14 protein-coding genes and 1 rRNA gene are annotated in these 17,293 nt (G+C 59.1%); 4 read left to right on the top strand and 11 right to left on the bottom strand.

Annotation, left to right across the window (positions count from 1 at the left end):
- The first annotated feature begins 120 nt into the window (after positions 1-120).
- Positions 121-1,104 (top strand): DNA/RNA non-specific endonuclease, encoded by a 984-nt coding sequence (locus AAAV21_RS09425; protein ID WP_349109191.1) that lies wholly within the window; start codon positions 121-123, stop codon positions 1,102-1,104.
- Between the two features lie 114 nt (positions 1,105-1,218).
- Here AAAV21_RS09425 and AAAV21_RS09420 read toward each other — a convergent pair whose 3' ends face one another.
- From AAAV21_RS09420 to AAAV21_RS09405, 4 genes are all read right to left on the bottom strand, one after another.
- Complete coding sequence (locus AAAV21_RS09420; RefSeq protein ID WP_118267562.1) at positions 1,219-3,294, bottom strand: elongation factor G; 2,076 nt, start codon at positions 3,292-3,294, stop codon at positions 1,219-1,221.
- A 319-nt stretch (positions 3,295-3,613) separates the two neighbouring features.
- Positions 3,614-4,378, bottom strand: a complete 765-nt coding sequence (locus AAAV21_RS09415) for an amino acid ABC transporter ATP-binding protein (protein ID WP_349109188.1) — start codon at positions 4,376-4,378, stop codon at positions 3,614-3,616.
- Positions 4,379-4,551: 173 nt separating this feature from the next.
- Positions 4,552-5,190 carry an amino acid ABC transporter permease gene (locus tag AAAV21_RS09410; protein ID WP_035138726.1) on the bottom strand — a complete coding sequence of 213 codons (639 nt, stop codon included), beginning with the start codon at positions 5,188-5,190 and terminating at the stop codon, positions 4,552-4,554.
- Positions 5,191-5,355: 165 nt separating this feature from the next.
- Positions 5,356-6,216, bottom strand: a complete 861-nt coding sequence (locus AAAV21_RS09405; protein ID WP_349109184.1) for a transporter substrate-binding domain-containing protein — start codon at positions 6,214-6,216, stop codon at positions 5,356-5,358.
- 348 nt (positions 6,217-6,564) lie between these two features.
- On the opposite strand from AAAV21_RS09405, the gene rlmD reads away from it, so the two are divergent.
- Complete coding sequence (gene rlmD / locus AAAV21_RS09400; protein WP_349109182.1) at positions 6,565-8,013, top strand: 23S rRNA (uracil(1939)-C(5))-methyltransferase RlmD; 1,449 nt, start codon at positions 6,565-6,567, stop codon at positions 8,011-8,013.
- A gap of 78 nt (positions 8,014-8,091) precedes the next feature.
- On the opposite strand, the gene AAAV21_RS09395 is transcribed toward rlmD, so the two are convergent.
- The 5 genes from AAAV21_RS09395 to tilS all read right to left on the bottom strand — a co-directional run bounded on the left by AAAV21_RS09395 (position 8,092) and on the right by tilS (position 14,817).
- The gene (locus AAAV21_RS09395) at positions 8,092-8,913 is read right to left on the bottom strand and encodes a phosphatase (RefSeq protein WP_349109179.1); all 822 of its coding nucleotides are present in this window, start codon (positions 8,911-8,913) and stop codon (positions 8,092-8,094) included.
- A gap of 165 nt (positions 8,914-9,078) precedes the next feature.
- A complete protein-coding gene (locus tag AAAV21_RS09390; RefSeq protein WP_349109177.1) occupies positions 9,079-10,263 on the bottom strand; it encodes a pyridoxal phosphate-dependent aminotransferase in 1,185 nt (394 codons plus the stop codon).
- Positions 10,264-10,439: 176 nt separating this feature from the next.
- Positions 10,440-12,518, bottom strand: a complete 2,079-nt coding sequence (gene ftsH / locus AAAV21_RS09385; protein ID WP_349109174.1) for an ATP-dependent zinc metalloprotease FtsH — start codon at positions 12,516-12,518, stop codon at positions 10,440-10,442.
- 61 nt (positions 12,519-12,579) lie between these two features.
- Entirely contained in the window at positions 12,580-13,128 is a 549-nt protein-coding gene (gene hpt, locus AAAV21_RS09380) for a hypoxanthine phosphoribosyltransferase (protein WP_117757872.1), read from the bottom strand.
- 147 nt (positions 13,129-13,275) lie between these two features.
- The gene (tilS, locus tag AAAV21_RS09375; RefSeq protein WP_199411036.1) at positions 13,276-14,817 is read right to left on the bottom strand and encodes a tRNA lysidine(34) synthetase TilS; all 1,542 of its coding nucleotides are present in this window, start codon (positions 14,815-14,817) and stop codon (positions 13,276-13,278) included.
- Between the two features lie 48 nt (positions 14,818-14,865).
- Here tilS and AAAV21_RS09370 point away from each other — a divergent pair, with 48 nt between their 5' ends.
- Entirely contained in the window at positions 14,866-15,675 is an 810-nt protein-coding gene (locus AAAV21_RS09370) for an MBL fold metallo-hydrolase (protein WP_349109171.1), read from the top strand.
- Between the two features lie 81 nt (positions 15,676-15,756).
- Here the strand turns inward: AAAV21_RS09370 and AAAV21_RS09365 are convergent, their stop codons facing one another.
- The gene (locus AAAV21_RS09365) at positions 15,757-16,188 is read right to left on the bottom strand and encodes an Hsp20 family protein (protein WP_117635977.1); all 432 of its coding nucleotides are present in this window, start codon (positions 16,186-16,188) and stop codon (positions 15,757-15,759) included.
- Positions 16,189-16,465: 277 nt separating this feature from the next.
- On the opposite strand from AAAV21_RS09365, the gene AAAV21_RS09360 reads away from it, so the two are divergent.
- Positions 16,466-16,933, top strand: coding sequence for a hypothetical protein (locus AAAV21_RS09360; RefSeq protein WP_055251785.1), 468 nt, complete (start codon positions 16,466-16,468; stop codon positions 16,931-16,933).
- A 130-nt stretch (positions 16,934-17,063) separates the two neighbouring features.
- Here AAAV21_RS09360 and rrf read toward each other — a convergent pair.
- Positions 17,064-17,179 (bottom strand): 5S ribosomal RNA (gene rrf / locus AAAV21_RS09355).
- Positions 17,180-17,293 lie beyond the last annotated feature (114 nt).

Here is a 17,293-nt window from a genome sequence, read left to right as displayed (position 1 = left end):
CCATATGAGACAAATGAATCAGTAGCGTCTATTCCAAATCTTGAGTATTTGTTCGACAGAACGGCCCTTGCCGGCTCCCGCTAGACTGGTAGGTTCCCAACCATCCATCCAGGAGCCTCAATGTCGCGCAAGTCCGCCTACAAGCAAGTACTTTCCATCGGCACCGCCGTGGTGCTGGGGTTTGCGCTGTTCACAGGGTCACTCGATGGAGCGCCCAAGCTGTTGTCGCCGCAAAGCGATGAGCAGGCGGCGGCTCTGGCCGAGAAGCAAAACGAGAGTCCCAGCCGTACCGAAGACGAGGCGGACCTGGTTGCCCGGCTCGAATCGGGAACAGCGAGCTCCTCGGACTCTCAAAATGGCCAAGACTCTGGCGATAGCTCCGATTCCGCCGCAACCGACACCGGCGACGGCGCTTCCACGGACAGCGCCGCCACCCCCATCGACGAGGTGGAAAACCCCGACCTCGACCGCGCCCGCGGTGTTTATCTCAGCAGCATTCCCGACTACGCCGGCAACCCCTACGTCGCCCTGCGCGCCGACAGCACACACCCGCTCGGCACGCCGTCATTCACGCTCGATGAATACGAGCGCGCTACCGAAGAGGGCTGCTTTAAGAAGTTCTCCAAGCTCGACAGCTTGGGCCGCACCCGCAAAGCACTCGCCTGCGTGGGTCCCGAATCGCTTGGCCAAGGCGAGCGCGGCGATATCTCGCGTATCCATCCCGCCGGGTGGCACCAGCAGCGCTACGACTTTATTCCGGGTCAAAGCCTCTACAACCGTTGCCACCTCATCGCCTGGTCGCTCTGCGGCGAAAACGCCAATCGCAAGAATCTCCTCACCGGCACGCGCTATCTCAACGAAACGGGCATGCTGCCGTTTGAAGAGCAGATCCTCGACTACATCCACGACACGGGCAACCATGTGCTCTACCGCGTCACGCCCATGTACAACGAAGAGGAACTCGTCTGCCGTGGCGTGCGACTTGAGGCGCAATCGGTCGAGGATCACGGCAAGACCCTGTGCTTCCACGTGTACTGCTACAACCTGCAGCCGCATGTGCAGATCGACTACGCCACCGGCCGCAACCAGGCCTCGGGGGACTAGCCCCTAACCTCGACAAAAACCGATTTGCGATTCCCCAAGGGATCAAAAAGGGCCGCTCCGGATTACCCAGAGCGGCCCTTGCATCGGCATGTATGTTACAGGCAAAGCCACACGCTACTTGGCGCGGCCCTCCTCATAGCGCTCGACCAGCTTGGCCTGAACGTCATAAGGCACCTGCTCATAGCCGGCCGGCTTCATGGTAAAGTCGCCCGTGCCGCGCGTGATGGAGCGCAGGCGCGTCGAGTAATCCGTCAGCTCGGCCAGCGGCGCCTGGGCAATGACCACGGTGTCTCCGCGCTCATCGGTCTCCATACCCGTCACGCGACCGCGCGAGGCCGAGATGTCGCCCATCACGGCGCCGGCGTAGCTCTCGGGGATCGTCACCGTGATTTCCTCGATAGGCTCCAGCACCACTGGATCGGCATCGGCACATGCCTTGCGCAGGCCAATGCGAGCCGCCGCGCGGAACGCCATCTCGTTGGAGTCGACGCTGTGATACGAGCCGTCGTACACAGCCACGCGGATGCCCGTGAGCGGGTAGCCGGCGATGATGCCGTCCTTCATGGTCTCCTGAACGCCCTTGTCCACGGCGGGGATCAGCGAGCGCGGAATACGGCCGCCCACGACCTCGTCCACAAACTCATAGCCGTCGCTCGTGCCGTCGGGCCCAATGAGCGGCTCCACGCGCAGCCAGCAGTCGCCGTACTGGCCGGCGCCACCGGTCTGCTTCTTGTGACGGCCCTGGGCGCTCGCCGTGCGGCGAATGGTCTCGCGATACGGAATACGAATCGGCACGCTCTTGGCAGCAACCTTGGTGCGGTCCTCCAGACGATTGAGCAGGACCGAAACCTGCGCCTCGCCCACCGCGGAGATGATGGTCTGACCAGTCTCCTCGTCGCGGTCGATACTCATGGTCGGGTCGGCCTTACAAGCCTTCTCGATAAACGTGTAGAGCTTCTCTTCGTCGCCGCGATTCTCGGCCTCGATGGCGATGCGGTACTGCGAGTTGGGGAACTTAAATGCCGCCGCCTCGACCTTGCCAGTGATCGAGAGCGTATCGCCCGTCTCGGCGGCCAGTTTAGGCGCCACGATGATGTCGCCGGCATAGGCGTGACCGACCTCGGTCATGTCGCGACCGCACATCACATACAGGTGAGCCAGACGATCGCTCTTGCGGGTACGCGCGTTGATGAGCTCAAGGCCCGGCTCAAGCGTGCCCGTCAGTACCTTGATAAAGCTGATGCGGCCCTGCTGCGGATCGGCCAGCGTCTTAAACACAAACGCCACCGGACGGTCATCGTCGCTCGAGATCTTAAGCGAATCACCGTCGATGAGCGGCATCTCGCCGTAGTCGGTCGGCGCCGGGAAGTACGTCGCGATGTCGTCCATCAGCGAGTTGACGCCCTGCTCCTTAATGCAATCGCCCGCAAAGACCGGCACAAAGATGCGCTCGGCAATCGCCTTCGACAGCAGGCCTTCAAGCTCCTCCTGCGTCAGCGTCTCCTCGCCTTCCAAGTACTTCATCATCAGTTCGTCGTCGGCCTCGGCCACCAGCTCGCACAGATGGTCATGGGCCTCCTCGGCCTGGGCACGATACTCCTCGGGAATCTCCGACTCAACGGCCTCGGCGCCGTTGCAGTGGCGCGCCTTCATGCGCACCAGGTCGATGATGCCGTCAAAGTCCTCGCCCTCGCCCCAGGGAAGAGTCACGGCGCCCAGGCGCGTACCAAAGCGCTCCTGCAGCAGGTCCATTGTGGTCGCAAAGCTGGCCTCGGAGCGCGACAGGCGGTTTACGAACACCGCACGCGCCAGGCGCAGGTCCTCGGCGGCATACCAGAGCTTAACCGTCGTAGGCTGCGGGCCGGCCTCGGCGTCGACCACAAACAGAGCCGTCTCGCAGACGCTCATCGCGGCAAAGGCGTCGCCGATAAAATCGGGGTAGCACGGGGCATCGAGCACATTGATGCGCGCGCCCTTCCAGTCGATCGGCGCAATGGTCGTCGAGATGGAAAATGCACGCTTAACCTCTTCGGGGTCATAGTCGAGCGTGGGCTTGGTGCCGTCGTGGCCGCCCAGGCGGGCGGTCTTGCCGGAAAGGTGGAGCATGGCTTCGGCGAGTGAAGTCTTGCCCACCCCGCCTTGGCCTACGAGCACCACGTTCCTTACGTTACCGGTCTTGGGAGCACCCATGATGACCTCCTTGCAGGGCCGCGCGCAATGCGCGACGCCAACGGGGAGAGTTCGCGGTCGGTGCCATCCCGGGAGCAGCATGGTCGGCAGCCGAGCCGACTCACCCTCCAAATGTCCTATGCCACCACCCTACCCTCACGGGCGACCGTCCATGCACACCTTTCGGCACACGTATGAATACAGGCGGCGAGAGGAAGAGACAAGCTTGTGAGGCAATTATTGAACCCCGTCGATGTAAACAAAAAGCCGCCACAGACCGTAAGACCTGTGGCGGCTTCGCCTCAATTGCCTCAATTAATAGTTGAGTAAATACCTGAGTCTATCCCTCGATACGGCTCAAGAACTCACGCGTGCGCTGCTCGCGCGGATGGTCGATAACCTGCTCGGCAGGTCCCTCCTCGACAATGCGACCGCCGTCCATAAAGACCACGCGGTCGGCAACATCGCGCGCAAACTGCATTGCGTGGGTCACGATTACCATCGTCATATTCTGCGCCGCCAGGTCCTTAATGACACGCAGCACCTCGGCCGTCAGCTCGGGATCGAGCGCCGAAGTCGGCTCGTCAAAGAATAAGATTTCCGGGTCGAGTGCCAGGGCGCGGGCAATACTCACGCGCTGCTGCTGACCGCCCGAAAGCTCACACGGCACCTTGTTCTCGTTGCCCGTAAGCCCCATCTGCGCGATCAACTCATGCGCACGCGCCTCCGCCTGCTCGCGCGGGCGCTTGAGCACGCGAATCGGAGCATCGGTGATGTTTTTCATCACCGTATAGTGCGGGAACAGATTGTAGTTCTGAAACACCAGGCCAAACCGCGAACGCGCCTGCTTGGGAACATCTCCCTTCGCATATATCGCACCCGATCCCGCATCCGTCGCAACCGCAAGGTCGCCAAACGAAAGCGAGCCGCCGTCGAGCGTCTCGAGCAGCGTGGCACAGCGCAGCAGCGTAGACTTACCGCCACCCGAAGGCCCGATAATCGCCACGACCTCGCCACGCTTTACCTCGAGCGAGATATCCTTGAGCACCTCATTGCCGCCAAACGCCTTACGCGCGCTCGTTATATTCATTACCGTTCCGGACACGGGAACCTCCATGTGTTGAAAAAGTCAGCGAGCGTGTGACTGGCGAGACAATGTGCTCCGAAAGAGGAGCGCCGCGTACTTCTGTACGCAAGCGACGGTTTGAGGAGCACATTGGCCGTCAGGCACGCGCGCAGCGTCGAGCAGTCCGCCGTTCGCTAGAACGGCGGAACGATCTAGTCATGATAATAGTCCAGCTTCTTTTCGGCGGCACCCAGCAGCATCTCGACCACAAAGTTAAAGACCCAGTAGATCAGCGCCGCAATCGCAAACGGCACCATACTCACTTGCGAGGCAACCAGCGCCTTGGCCGTCGAGAACATCTCCCCCACGCCGATGGCAAACGCCAGCGACGTGTCCTTGACCAGTGTGATGATCTCGTTGCCCATCGCCGGCAGAATACGCTTGGCGACCTGCGGCATCACGATATACAGAAACGTCTGCATGCGCGAGTAGCCCAGCACCTCAGCAGCCTCGTATTGACCGCGCGGAATGGACTGCAGGCCCGAGCGATAGATCTCGGCAAAGTAACCGGCGTAGTTGATGATGAACGCCACGACACACGCCGTCCACTTGGAATCGGGCGTAAGCGAAATGCCGAACACGTAGTACGGAGCAAAGTAGATCGCAAACATCTGCAGCATGAGCGGCGTACCGCGCATGACCGAGATATAGATGCGCGCAATCCAGCGGAGCGGCGCAATTTTACTCATGCGCATAAACGCCACGGGGATTCCCAGCGGAATCGACCCCAGCAGCGTCAGCACAAACAACTGCAAACTGACCAAGAATCCCTGGCCAAGCATCTGCATCATGACCTGAATAGACAACCCAAGCTCTCTTTCACAGTAACGGAACAGCGAACCCAATGCTAAAGCGGGTTTTCCAGGTGCCCGAGTTTGCCGTGAAAGAGGAGCGCCGCGTACTCAATGTACGCAAGCGACGGTTTGAACGGCAAAATCGGGTGCCTGGGAAAGCCGCTATTTGAGGACCCAGTTGTCGAAGGATAGGCCATAGCTTGCATATTTATCGCACAGGTCCTTGACCGTGCCATCCTCGTAGAGTGCCTTGAGCGACTCGGTCACGGCATCGGCAGACTTGGTGTCGCCCTTCTTAAAGCCAACGGCGTAGTGCTCGCTGGACAGCGGCTTGTCGAGCTGCGTATAGGCATCGGGCTTAGCGGCAAGCTGATACTGGGCAATCGAAAGGTCGCACGCCACGGCATCGACCGCACCGCTCTCGAGCTGCATAAAGGCCGTGTTGTACTCACCGATGGTATCGAGCGTGGCAAACGTCGCGGCCAGATCCTTCTGGTCGCCCTCGAGCACATCCTGCGCAGCGGAATCAGTCTGGGTAATCACGGTCTTGCCGGCAAGATCGTCCCAGCACTTGATACCCGCGTCCTTCTTGACCACGAGCACCTGCTCATTGAGCATGTACGGCTCGGAGAACGTGTAGCCGTCCTCACGGCCCTCCATGGTAAAGCCGTTCCAGATGCAGTTGATGGCGCCGGAGTTGAGCAGCGTGTCCTTGGCATCCCAGTCGATGGCCTCGTATTTGACCTCCCAGCCCTGCTTATCGGCAACAGCCTTGGCCAGATCGAGATCAAAGCCGGTGTACTCGCCATCGTCGCCCACAAAGCCGTACGGAGGATAGGACTTATCAAAGCCCACCACGAGCTTCTTGGACTCCGCAGCGCCCTTCACATCCTTGGCCGCGGCAGAACCAGCAGCGGAGCCCTTGCCAGCACCACCGCCGCAGCCGACAAGACCAAGGCCAAGCACCGTGGCGAGCGAGCCGGCTAGACCAACAAACTGACGACGAGACATATCGCTATTCATGGTATTCCCCCTCGATAGCACTTTAGTTAGGTAAAGTGAGTCATGTAACGTCCAGAATCATACACTTTACCTTGATGGAGCACAAGGTTGGGGTTGCCCGGCGCGGGCGGGGAGCGGCGCGTAATTAAGTTTCCTGCTCTACAGTCCTGCGCAAGACGGAAAGCACATTAAGTGCTTTCCTTTGCGTGCGGAACTCGCGATAAACTTAATTACGCGCCGCTCCCCGCCCGCGCCGGGCAAACGTCGTTGGACTTATCACTGACAGGAAATGGGCGCTTGCATATCGCCCGCTGGCTTGGCACGGTACAATGCTTGCAGCTTTTAATTCATGAATTAGTGGAGTTATTGATGGCAGAATCTCGTGCGGAGCGTAAGGCTCGTCGTGCTTTGATCGAGGCGGCTGAGGGGTCGGAGGAGAAAAAATCTTCTAAGAAATCCAAGTCGTCTCAGGATGCGAAGGGTAAGTCGGCGAAGGGCAAGGTTAAGACCAAGCGTTCTGGCTCTCGTCAGGGCGGGGATAAGGCGCCTCACGTTCGCTCCAAAGGCTCGCGCAAGGATTCGGCTCAGCCTGCGCGTAAGGCCGTGGATCCCAAGTCTCCCTGTTCGATCATGAAAGCTTGCGGTGGGTGCACGGCGCTCAATCGTCCTTATAAGAAGCAGTTGGCGGCCAAGCAGGCTGCTATGGAGGAGCTGTTTGCTGAGCTCTGTGAGCGCGAGGGTGTTGCCGTTGATCCCATTCGCGGTATGGGTGTTACCCTGGGCGACCCGGGCAAGTATCCTGCGCCGCGTGGTTTTCGTCATAAGGCTGCCACACCGTTTGCTCCCGGTAAGGAGGGTGCTGTCCGCTGCGGCTTCTTTGAGCGCGGCACGCACAAGATCGTTGCCGTACCCGAGTGCCCTGTCGAGGCGCCGGGCGCTCGTCAGATTCTCAACGGCATCGCTCGCGAGGCCGAACGTCTGCACATTCCCGCCTTTAACGAAGACAAGCATCTGGGGCTGCTTCGCTATGCCGTCGTTCGCTGCGGCTGGCGCACCGACCAGATTATGGTCACCCTCGTGACCGCTCAGCGCGACTTACCGCATGCGCAGGAGTTCTTTGAGGCCGTCGCCGCACTCGATCCGCATATTGTCACCGTCGCCCAAAACATCAACGGACGCCCCGGCAATGCCATCTTGGGCGAGGAGACCCGTATCGTCTATGGAGCCGAATGCATGCGCGATCAACTGCTCGGCTGCGACTTCGACATCTCCCCCACCGCGTTTTATCAGACCAACCCGCAGCAGACCGAACTGCTCTATCAACTCGCCATTGACGGTATGGATCTGCAGCAGGGTGACGTACTCATGGACGCCTATTGCGGTAGCGGAACTATCGGCCTGTGCGCAGCTAAAGATGCCCAGGACAAAGGTGCCGGCATTATGCTGCTCGGTGTAGAGCGCAACCCCGCCGGCATTGCCGACGCACGTCGCAACGCCGAGCTCAACGGCCTTACCCGTAACGCGTGGTTTATGGCTGACGATGCCACTGACCATATCCTCGATGCCGCCGACAAGAACGAGCGGATCGATGTCCTTTCCATCGACCCGCCGCGCGCCGGCTCCACCCCCGAGTTCCTCGAAGCCGCCTGCGCACTCAAGCCGCGCCGCATCACCTATATCAGCTGCAACCCTGTGACCCAAGAGCGCGACCTGCACCAGCTCCTCGACGGAGGCTATCGCCTGCTCAAGATCACGCCCGTCGACATGTTCCCCCATACCGACCACACCGAAACCGTAGCGGTCCTCGAGCGCCGCTAATCCACCCCGGTAGATTTTCGAGACAAGAAAGGGGGCGGCCCGTCTGGACCGCCCCCTTCGCTTGGTTTATGAACTCCGCTACATCCCCTTGCGCAGGTCACACACGCCGGCTGCCGCCATCTCGCGCAGCAGCGTCTCGCGGTCGCGCGTCACGATCAAATCCAGCGGGAAGTGAATCTCGTCGAGCATCTTGCGCGCGTGATCGAGCTTGCCAATGGCCATGCCAATGTGGGCATCGGTCGACACGCCAATACCCACGCCCAGCTCGGCGCAGCGCTCGGCGATCTTGCGGCATACGGCCCAATGCTCAGTGTCGACACCGTGTTCAAGACTATGGTTGTTGATCTCGATGATCTTGTGCTTGGCCTTGGCCGCCAACAGCACCTCATCGATATCGAACGGCACGCCCGAACGACCCGCATGCCCAAGCATGAACACCTTGGGGTGCTCCAGGGCATTGATGTACATCTGGGTCGTTTGGGCGAGCGTCGCGCCTTCGGCAAACTGCGGGTTATGCACGCTTGCCACCAAATAATCCAAATTACGCGTCACCAAATCGAACAGCGAATGCTCACGACTATACGAATCGCCGGCGATATCGAGCGAAACGGGAATGTCTTCGCCAAACAAGCTGCCGTCCAGCGAAACGATATCGGCCTCGGCACCACGCAGCACTAGCACGCCGCTCCAAATGCGCGGCCAGATATCCTGGTTGATAAAGAACTGGTAACTGCGCAGGTCATTGGGCCAAGCCGTAACCATAGAGCTCAGATGGTCGGCGGATCCGAGCACCTGCAGGCCACGCTCTGCCGCCCAGTACACATTCTCCTCAATGGTCGAATATGCATGCGCAGAGAACATCGTATGGGTATGAATGTCACAAGAAAGCAGGTAGGGCATCAGGTCTCCTTATCTGGCACGGCCGTCGCTTATATTCATTGTACGCATAGCCTTCGATAGTCGTAAAACCACTCCATCCCAAAGACACAACTTCCATGACAACGGGGTCCGGCTTAACACCAAACCCCGTTTCACGTAAAACATTGTAGGCAGAGCGCTTTACTTTTAACGATACTCGTCCGCCAACTGTTTCCAAGCGGGTAGCGAATTGATAATCGTCTCGTAACTCACGCAGTAGCCCAAGCGGAACCAACCCGGCATACCAAAGCTGTCCGAGGGAACCGCAAGCAACTCATACTTCTTTGCGCGCTCGCAGAACGCATTCGCATCGGGCTCCAGCGCCTTCACCCACAAGTAGAATGCACCATCCGGCTCAACATAGGTGTAGCCGTACTCCGCTAGTGCATCGGTAAGCGCGGTGCGGTTGCGCGCATAGGCCTCGACATCGCTCGGTTCATCAATGCAGTCAATGATTACACGCTGGAAGAGGGCCGGTGCGCACACGAAGCCCAGCGTGCGGGCGGCACCGGCAACGGCTGGCATCAGGCGAGCAGCCTGCGGATTGGTATTGGGAACCAAAATCCAGCCCACGCGCTCGCCCGGTAGCGAAAGGGACTTTGAATATGAGTAGCACACGATGGTGTGCTCGTAGATCGAAGGCACCCAAGGCACCTCGGCGCCATAGACGATCTCGCGATACGGTTCGTCCGAGATGAGCATAATCGGATTCTCGGGATCGCGCTGAGCGCTGGCCTCGCGCAGAACATTGGCCAGTCGCGTCAGCGTGTCGCGTGTATATACGGCACCGGTCGGGTTGTTGGGTGAGTCGATAATGACGGCAGCCGTCTTATCGGTAATCGCCTTGAGCACGTTATCCACGCTCAACTGGAACGTATCTTCATCGGCGAGCGCCTCGACACACGTACAGCCGGCCTTCTCAATCCACACGCGATACTCCGGGAAGTACGGAGCGATAACGATGACCTCGTCGCCCGGATTGGTAATCGCGTTGAGCGTGCAGGTGAGCGAAGCCGCAGCACCCACCGTCATAAAGACGTCCTTGCCCTCATAGCTCGTGCCAAAACGGCGGTTGAGCGACTCGGCCACGGCGGTACGGCACTGCGGCAGACCCGGCGCAGGCGTGTATCCATGCAGCTGGTCGCTCGGCAGCTCCAATGCCTTCTTAATGGACTCAGCAACAGCAGCGGGCGCCGGAACACTCGGGTTGCCCAGCGAAAAATCGAATACGTTCTCCGCACCGATCTGTGCCTTGCGCTCAAGGCCATAGCTAAAAATCTCACGGATGATGGAGCTTTCCGCACCGCGAGCATACATAGTTTCGTTGATCATCTGTTCCCCTTTCGCATAGGCGCTATTGTACGCTTTAGCCAACTAGAGCGCCACAATGTTGATTGGGGACAGACTTAAATGCGTGAAAACGCTCATTTAAGTCTGTCCCCAATCAACATATCGCTCAAAAGAAAAAGCCTCCACAGGTTTCCCCGCAGAGGCTTTCGCTACAAGAACTATTTGTCGGCGTCGGTGTTGCCGTCAGCGTTGACAGCATTGCCATCACCGGCATCATCGGATGCGGCTTCGGCATCCTCCCGCATGGCCGCCTGCGCAAAGGCCGCAGCATCAGCCGCCAGCTCCTCCTCGCTCATGCGAGGCGAGCACTTCTTGGTCGGCATGCCGGCCGCCTTGGCGTTGCGCTCCTCCTTGGCCGCCAGGATATCGCCCTCGCGCTCAAGGTAAGCATCCCACTCGTTGTCGAGCAGGGCGTTCACGGCGTCGCCTTCGACGGTCTCGCGCTCAAGCAGCACCTTCGCCATCAGATCGAGCTGATCGCGACGGGCATCCAAAATCTCGACCGCACGGCGATGGGCTTCGCGCATGATGCGCTGAACCTCGATATCGATGCGGCGCGCCGTCTCCTCGGAATAATCCTGGTGATCGGCGTAATCGCGGCCCAGGAACACCTGATGCTGCGCCTCGCCAAACACCTGCGTGCCCAGTTCCTCGCTCATGCCCAGACGCGTGACCATCTCGCGCGCCATCTTGGTCGCGCGCTCCAGGTCGTTGCTCGCGCCCGACGTGATGTCGTCGCACATGAGCTCCTCAGCAACGCGACCGCCCAAGAACACGGCAAGCTCATCGAGCATCTCGTTCTTGGTCTTGAGGAAGTGATCCTCCTGCGGAAGCTGCAGTGTGTAGCCCAGAGCCTGGCCACGGCTGACAATCGAAATCTTGTGAACCGGATCGGAGTGCTCCAGGATATGACCCACCAGGGCATGACCGCTCTCGTGGTAGGCAATCGTGGTGCGCTCGGCTTCGGTCATCACGCGACCCTTGCGCTGCGGTCCGGCAATCACGCGCTCCATCGACTCCTCGACCTCGTCCATCGAGATCACGGAACGATGGCGGCGAGCAGCCAAAAGCGCAGACTCATTGAGCAGGTTCGCCAGATCGGCGCCGGTAAAGCCAACGGTCATCTGGGCGAGCTTCTCAAACTTAACGTCCTCGTCCATCGGCTTGTTCTCGGCATGCACGCGCAAGATCTGCTCGCGGCCCTTCACGTCCGGACGGTCGACCGTAACCTGACGGTCAAAACGGCCGGGACGCAGCAGCGCCGGGTCCAAAATATCGGGGCGGTTGGTCGCGGCGATCAGGATGACCGACTCGCTTTCCTCAAAACCGTCCATCTCGACCAGCAGCTGGTTGAGCGTCTGCTCGCGCTCGTCGTGGCCGCCGCCCAAACCGGCTCCACGCTGACGTCCCACGGCATCGATCTCGTCAATAAAGATGATCGACGGAGCCTGAGACTTGGCCTCCTTAAAAAGGTCGCGCACGCGGCTGGCGCCGACACCCACGAACATCTCGACAAAGTCAGAGCCCGAGATACTAAAGAACGGCACGCCCGCCTCGCCGGCAACGGCCTTGGCCAGCAGGGTTTTACCGGTACCCGGAGGGCCCACCAGCAAAACGCCGCGCGGAATCTTGGCACCCAGCTTGCGATAGCGGTCCGGATCGCTCAAAAAGTCGCGGATCTCCTCGAGCTCTTCGACTGCCTCGTCCACGCCGGCAACGTCCTCGAACTTGACCTTGGGGCGCGTGGCCTCGTTGGTCTTGGCGTTGGTCTTGCCAAACTGCATGTTCCTATTATTGGCGCCCATCATCTGGCGCATAAAGTAGAACATGATGGCGATCAGGGCAATCGTCGGAAGCACACTCATCGCCAAGTCGCCCCAAAAATCGGGATCGTTGGTGTTGACGATGTACTTGGTATCGGGGTGCTCCGCCATGAGCTCGGCAAGCGAATCGGAACCGACATAGGTCGAGGAAAAGCTCTTGAGCTCGCTCGTGTCGCCCTTGTCCTTTTTCGTCTTCCAGTAATGACCCGTCACGCTTCCGTCCTGAACCGTATAGGTCAGATCTTCGACGCGATCCTGCTTGATGGCGCTGACCATCTCACTCGTCGCGAGCTTTACGGTATTGCTGGAGTTGGCAAAGCCGGAGCCCATGTTAAAGAAGGCGTAACCCAGGAGCGCGCAAGCCAAAAGAAAATACAGCCAGCCCGTACGCGTGGGCTTCTTGCCTCCGGGCATCCCCGGGATCTTTGGGTCCCGGGGAGTCTGGGAATTGTTGTCGTTACGGTCGTCGGGCATCTTACGAATAAACCTCCGGTTTCAAAATGCCCAGATACGGAAGGTTGCGATAGCGCTCGGCATAGTCGAGGCCGTAGCCCACCACAAAGGCATCGGGGCAATGGGTTCCAACATACTTGGGCGTGACGGCCGAGACGCGGTCCTCAACGTCCTTCCACAGGAAGGCAGCGACCTCCAGCGAGGCGGGCTTACGGCTCTCGAGATTCTTCATCAGGTACTTGAGGGTCAGGCCCGAGTCCAGAATGTCCTCGACAATCAGCACGTCGCGACCACGGATGTCGATATCCAGGTCCTTAATGATACGCACGATGCCCGAAGACTTCACACCGTCGCCATAGCTCGAAACAGCCATGAAATCGATGTTGGTCGGCAGCTCGATCTTGCGCATCAGGTCGCCCATAAAGACCACGGCGCCGCGCAGGACCGCAATCAGCACCAGATCCTTACCCGCGTAGTCGCGAGTAATCTGCTCGCCTAGGCGAGAGACGATACCGTCGATATCCTCCTGCGTAAACAGAACCTTCTCGATATCCGGATGTTGAGAAGCCATGACAACCCTTTCTTGTGCTTATCGCCCACGCACCGCCGCATGGACGCGAACTACACATTCTAGCAGCGCACGGGGTATATTTACCAGCACGTGCGCCATCAGCGCGGGAATACCGTCAACGTCGCACAGAATAGCTGGCGCGAAGCGCTATTCCGCATCGACCACACGAAGCAGATATGCCACGCGCGTTGCGGCCGTGCATTTAAAACGCTCGTCCGCGCGAACGCCCGCGACCCATACTACGGCACCTCCCGGAGCCGTTCTTACCACGGGTACGCCAGAGCGGTCTGAAACAGGAATGCGCGCCTCGTTTAACAGGTCTGACACTTTCTTGCTTCGGCCGTTCATCCCCAACGGGCACATCACGTCTCCCGGCACAGGGCTATCCACCCACAGGCGCGCCGATCGTGCCTCGGTGGGGATCTCCCCGCGCGAGCCGGCTAACATCCGCTCGCCATCGCGGTCGGCAAACCCCAGGGCCGCCGCATCCACCAAGGCCGCAACCTTTCCGGCAGCAGCAAGCTCGCGGGCACGGTGCACGATATCGCACCCCGGCTCCACAGCCATCGGCTCCGCTGTCAGCATATGCCCCGCCCCCAGCGGCAGACAACCGGGAACGGAGATCCAATCGGCCACTAAACCCTCGCGCGCCGCCGGGGCCTTGAACGCCAGCATGCCAAACTCCACACGGGCATCAATTCCCGCAGGAAGCGTAACCGAGCCCGAGCCCGCAGCGACGCAGGCGAGCACGCGCTCCACGTGCCGCATCTCCGGTCGCGCGTCGGGATCGATGCGCTTAATCGCCAACCGCACGATACGCCGTGCAATCACAACCTCAGCGGCGGCAAGACGGCGCGCATCGAGCACCAGTGCGCCCGCCGCTTCCTTGCGCAGGCAGCTTCGAAACGCCTGTGCCGAAAGCTGGGAAAGAAAGGCGTCTTCGTCGCCCAGAATTTCGCAAGCGGCGCCAATCGTCTTACAGACGCTCGCGTTGCGCCGTGCCACCACCGGCATCACCCGATGGCGTACATAGTTGCGCAGGTACGAAACGTCCTCGTTGCTTTCATCTTCCCGCCATGGCTGACCGTGCACCTGCAGATAGCTCACGAGCTCATCGTGCGTGAGGTCGAGCAAGGGGCGAACCACAATGTTCCGACGGCGCGGAATGCTCGATAGACCCGCGGGACCCGACCCTTTAATGGCATTCATCAAAAATGTTTCCGCGCGGTCCGACGAAGTATGCGCGGTACAGATACGAGCCGCCGTCCGCGGTGCGCCCGATTCAGCACAAAGTTCGCGAACATATCTCCGTGCCGCGGCATAGCGCACCTCGCGAGCCGCAGCCTCGATATTGCCCGATTCGTCATCAAAATAGGCATGCTCAACACACAGCGGCAAGCCGTATTGCGCGCACAGGTCACGTACAAAGGCCTCGTCGCCATCGGATGCCTCCCCGCGCAGATGATGGTTTACATGCAGCACGTGCAATCGCTCGCGCGCAATGGGAGCGACGCCGCGCCCGTCCTGGATATCCAGCTTTGATGTGCAAGCCATAAGGAGCAGCGCCGTCGAGTCCGCACCGCCTGATACCATGAGCACTACGGGGGCAGCGGCCCGCCGCGTTGCCAGGGCGCTCTTATCCGTCCTCGGCGCGGCATGATGTCCATAGTGCTGAGATACCGTTGGCATTCGCTTCCTCCTCTATTCGTCCGCACTCATTGTATCCTTTGGAATCTTATGTCTCGCCTGCACCTTCATATCCTCGGCAGCGGCTCAAAAGGCAACTGCGCACTCGTCGAGGGGCCTCAGGGGCTCATCATGATCGACAACGGCCTGTCCCGCCGCGAGACACTTAAACGCATGGCGGAGCTTGGCCTCTCGGCAGACGACGTCGCCTCTCTTGTAATCACCCATGAGCATGGTGACCATATCAAGGGGCTCGATGTATGGTGCAAGCACTGGCATGGTCCCCTCTTCGCCAGCAGGGACACCCTTTCATGCAAAGAAAACCTCGCGCACCTGCCCGTAGAGGAATTTGACCCCGGCGACACGCTCCCCATTGCCGGCATCCACGTGCAAACCTACTCAACATCGCACGATGTCATCAATCCTGTCGGCTATCGATTTAATGCTCTCGATGATTCCATTGGGTTTGCCACCGACACCGGAGAGTTATCGAGCAAGGCCATAGGCATCCTCAAAGACTGTCGAGTTCTCGCGCTCGAAAGTAACCACGATGTAACTATGTTGCGCGAAGGAGCGTACCCCCGCTTTCTTCAGGAGCGCATCCTGTCCACAAAGGGGCACCTCTCCAACAACCAGGCCGCCGAAGCCGCACGCGAACTTATTACCGATCGCACCGAACAACTCATCGCCATGCACATCAGCCAGGACAATAATCGTCCAAGCCTTACCGTCAAAAGCTATGCCAACGCGCTTGATGCAAGTCTCGATGATGAACTCGGCAGTTCTGCCACCCGTCTTCAAGGGCCGCGGAAGCTCTCGATACGCCCTGCAAGCCAGTATCAACCGACAACCATTCAATAGTCCCTCAAGACAACAAAAGGGGGCTGGGAATCACTTCCCAGCCCCCCTTAACTCATACTCTCGATTGAAGCAGAGCCATCGTTAGTCGATGGAGATCTTCGTAACGTTCTTCTTCTCGACAATCTTGGGAACCGTAACGGTCAGGATGCCGTCAGCATACTTAGCCGAAAGGCCCTCGCTCGAAGCGTCCTTCAGATACACGCCGCGCGTCGCGCTGTACGAGCTAAACTCCTTCTGCAGGAAGTTCTTGCCCTCGTTTTCGGCGCTCTCCTCGACGTTCACGCTGATGGACAGGCGACCCTCATTGAGCTCAACGTCGATGTCATCCTTGGCGACACCGGTCAGATACGCCTTGACCTCGTAGCCATCACCCTTGTCCTCAACGTCAACGGGGAACGCCTTGGAGGCAATCGAGTTGTTTGCAAGGTCGGTCATATCATCAAACAGATCGAACAGCGAGCTAGCAGAAGGACGAACGCCAAAAACCGAACGATAAGGAACCATGCTTGCCATGTTTACCACTCCTTTTAAGGACTGCCGAGCCATCTTCTAGGTGACTGGGACTTCTTTTGACGCTCTTATATATGCCCACCCAGTGCCCATATATACATCGACTATAAAGTTTTTTGAGTCCAGTACTATAAGCATATCTAAGTGTGTATGACTCAGGTTTTAGTAAGGTTAAGGTTCTTTGAACCAGAGCTTAAATAACAAGTATGTTCGCAGCTACAAATAACAAGGGGCTTACAATGAGCGCGTACACGTTGTTGGTAACGAGCTAAAGGGCATCATGGACGACCAAAACCAGAACAATATGTTTATGCCGACGCAGGGCGAAGATACTTCTACGCAGCCGCCACGGTTCCATCGCCCCCACATCTCGCAAGAGCCCATCAATGACCCAGAGCCCGATTATGTGACGAGAAACCGATATCAAACGCTCGAGGATGCCCAAACGGGACGTAAACATATGGGCGTCGCCTCGGGAGACCCTGTATATCTGAAAGACGCACCATTATCTAAAAACAGCGCAGCTAGTGATGAGCCGATGAAAGCATCCGCCGTCCATCAACAAAGAGGGCCTCGACCCAAGCAAACCTTGACGCATTCGGCTCGCTATCTCGAAACGCCAAAACAGGGAAAGTCAATCTTCGTTTCGTCAAGTAAACGACGCAAGCAGCATCAGCTGACAATTCTGCTTTTGACCATTGCGGCCATAGCAGTTGCCCTTGTTATACGATTTATTTTCTTTAAATAAAGGCTCAATACCGAAAACAACAAGATCGTCTGGTGTAATTGAGTCATTTACGCCCCGTAAACGCAAAAAAGGGGGAGGCCGCGAGGCCTCCCCCTTCTTCAAGTCATCAGACGGCTCGGTGCCGTCCACCGGTCAGCGGCGCCCTGGCCTCCCACGGGCTGGCCCCGCAGTACTCTCGGCGCGATGGGGCTTAGCTTCCGGGTTCGGAACGGGACCGGGCGTGCCCCCCATGCTCTGGCCGCTGACCGGTGGGCGGCGCCCACCGTTACGGTGTCCTGGGTCTCATCTACGTGCCCTGGGGGCCGCATGGCGCATAGGGGAGATGACTCGGGGGCATCCTCGTGCCCGGACCGCGCGCAT

It is taken from the genome of Collinsella sp. CLA-AA-H302 (assembly GCF_040093305.1).
GTDB lineage: Bacteria > Actinomycetota > Coriobacteriia > Coriobacteriales > Coriobacteriaceae > Collinsella.
Note: the sequence above shows the minus strand (reverse complement) of the source record. Positions and strands in the feature narration are given on the sequence as shown.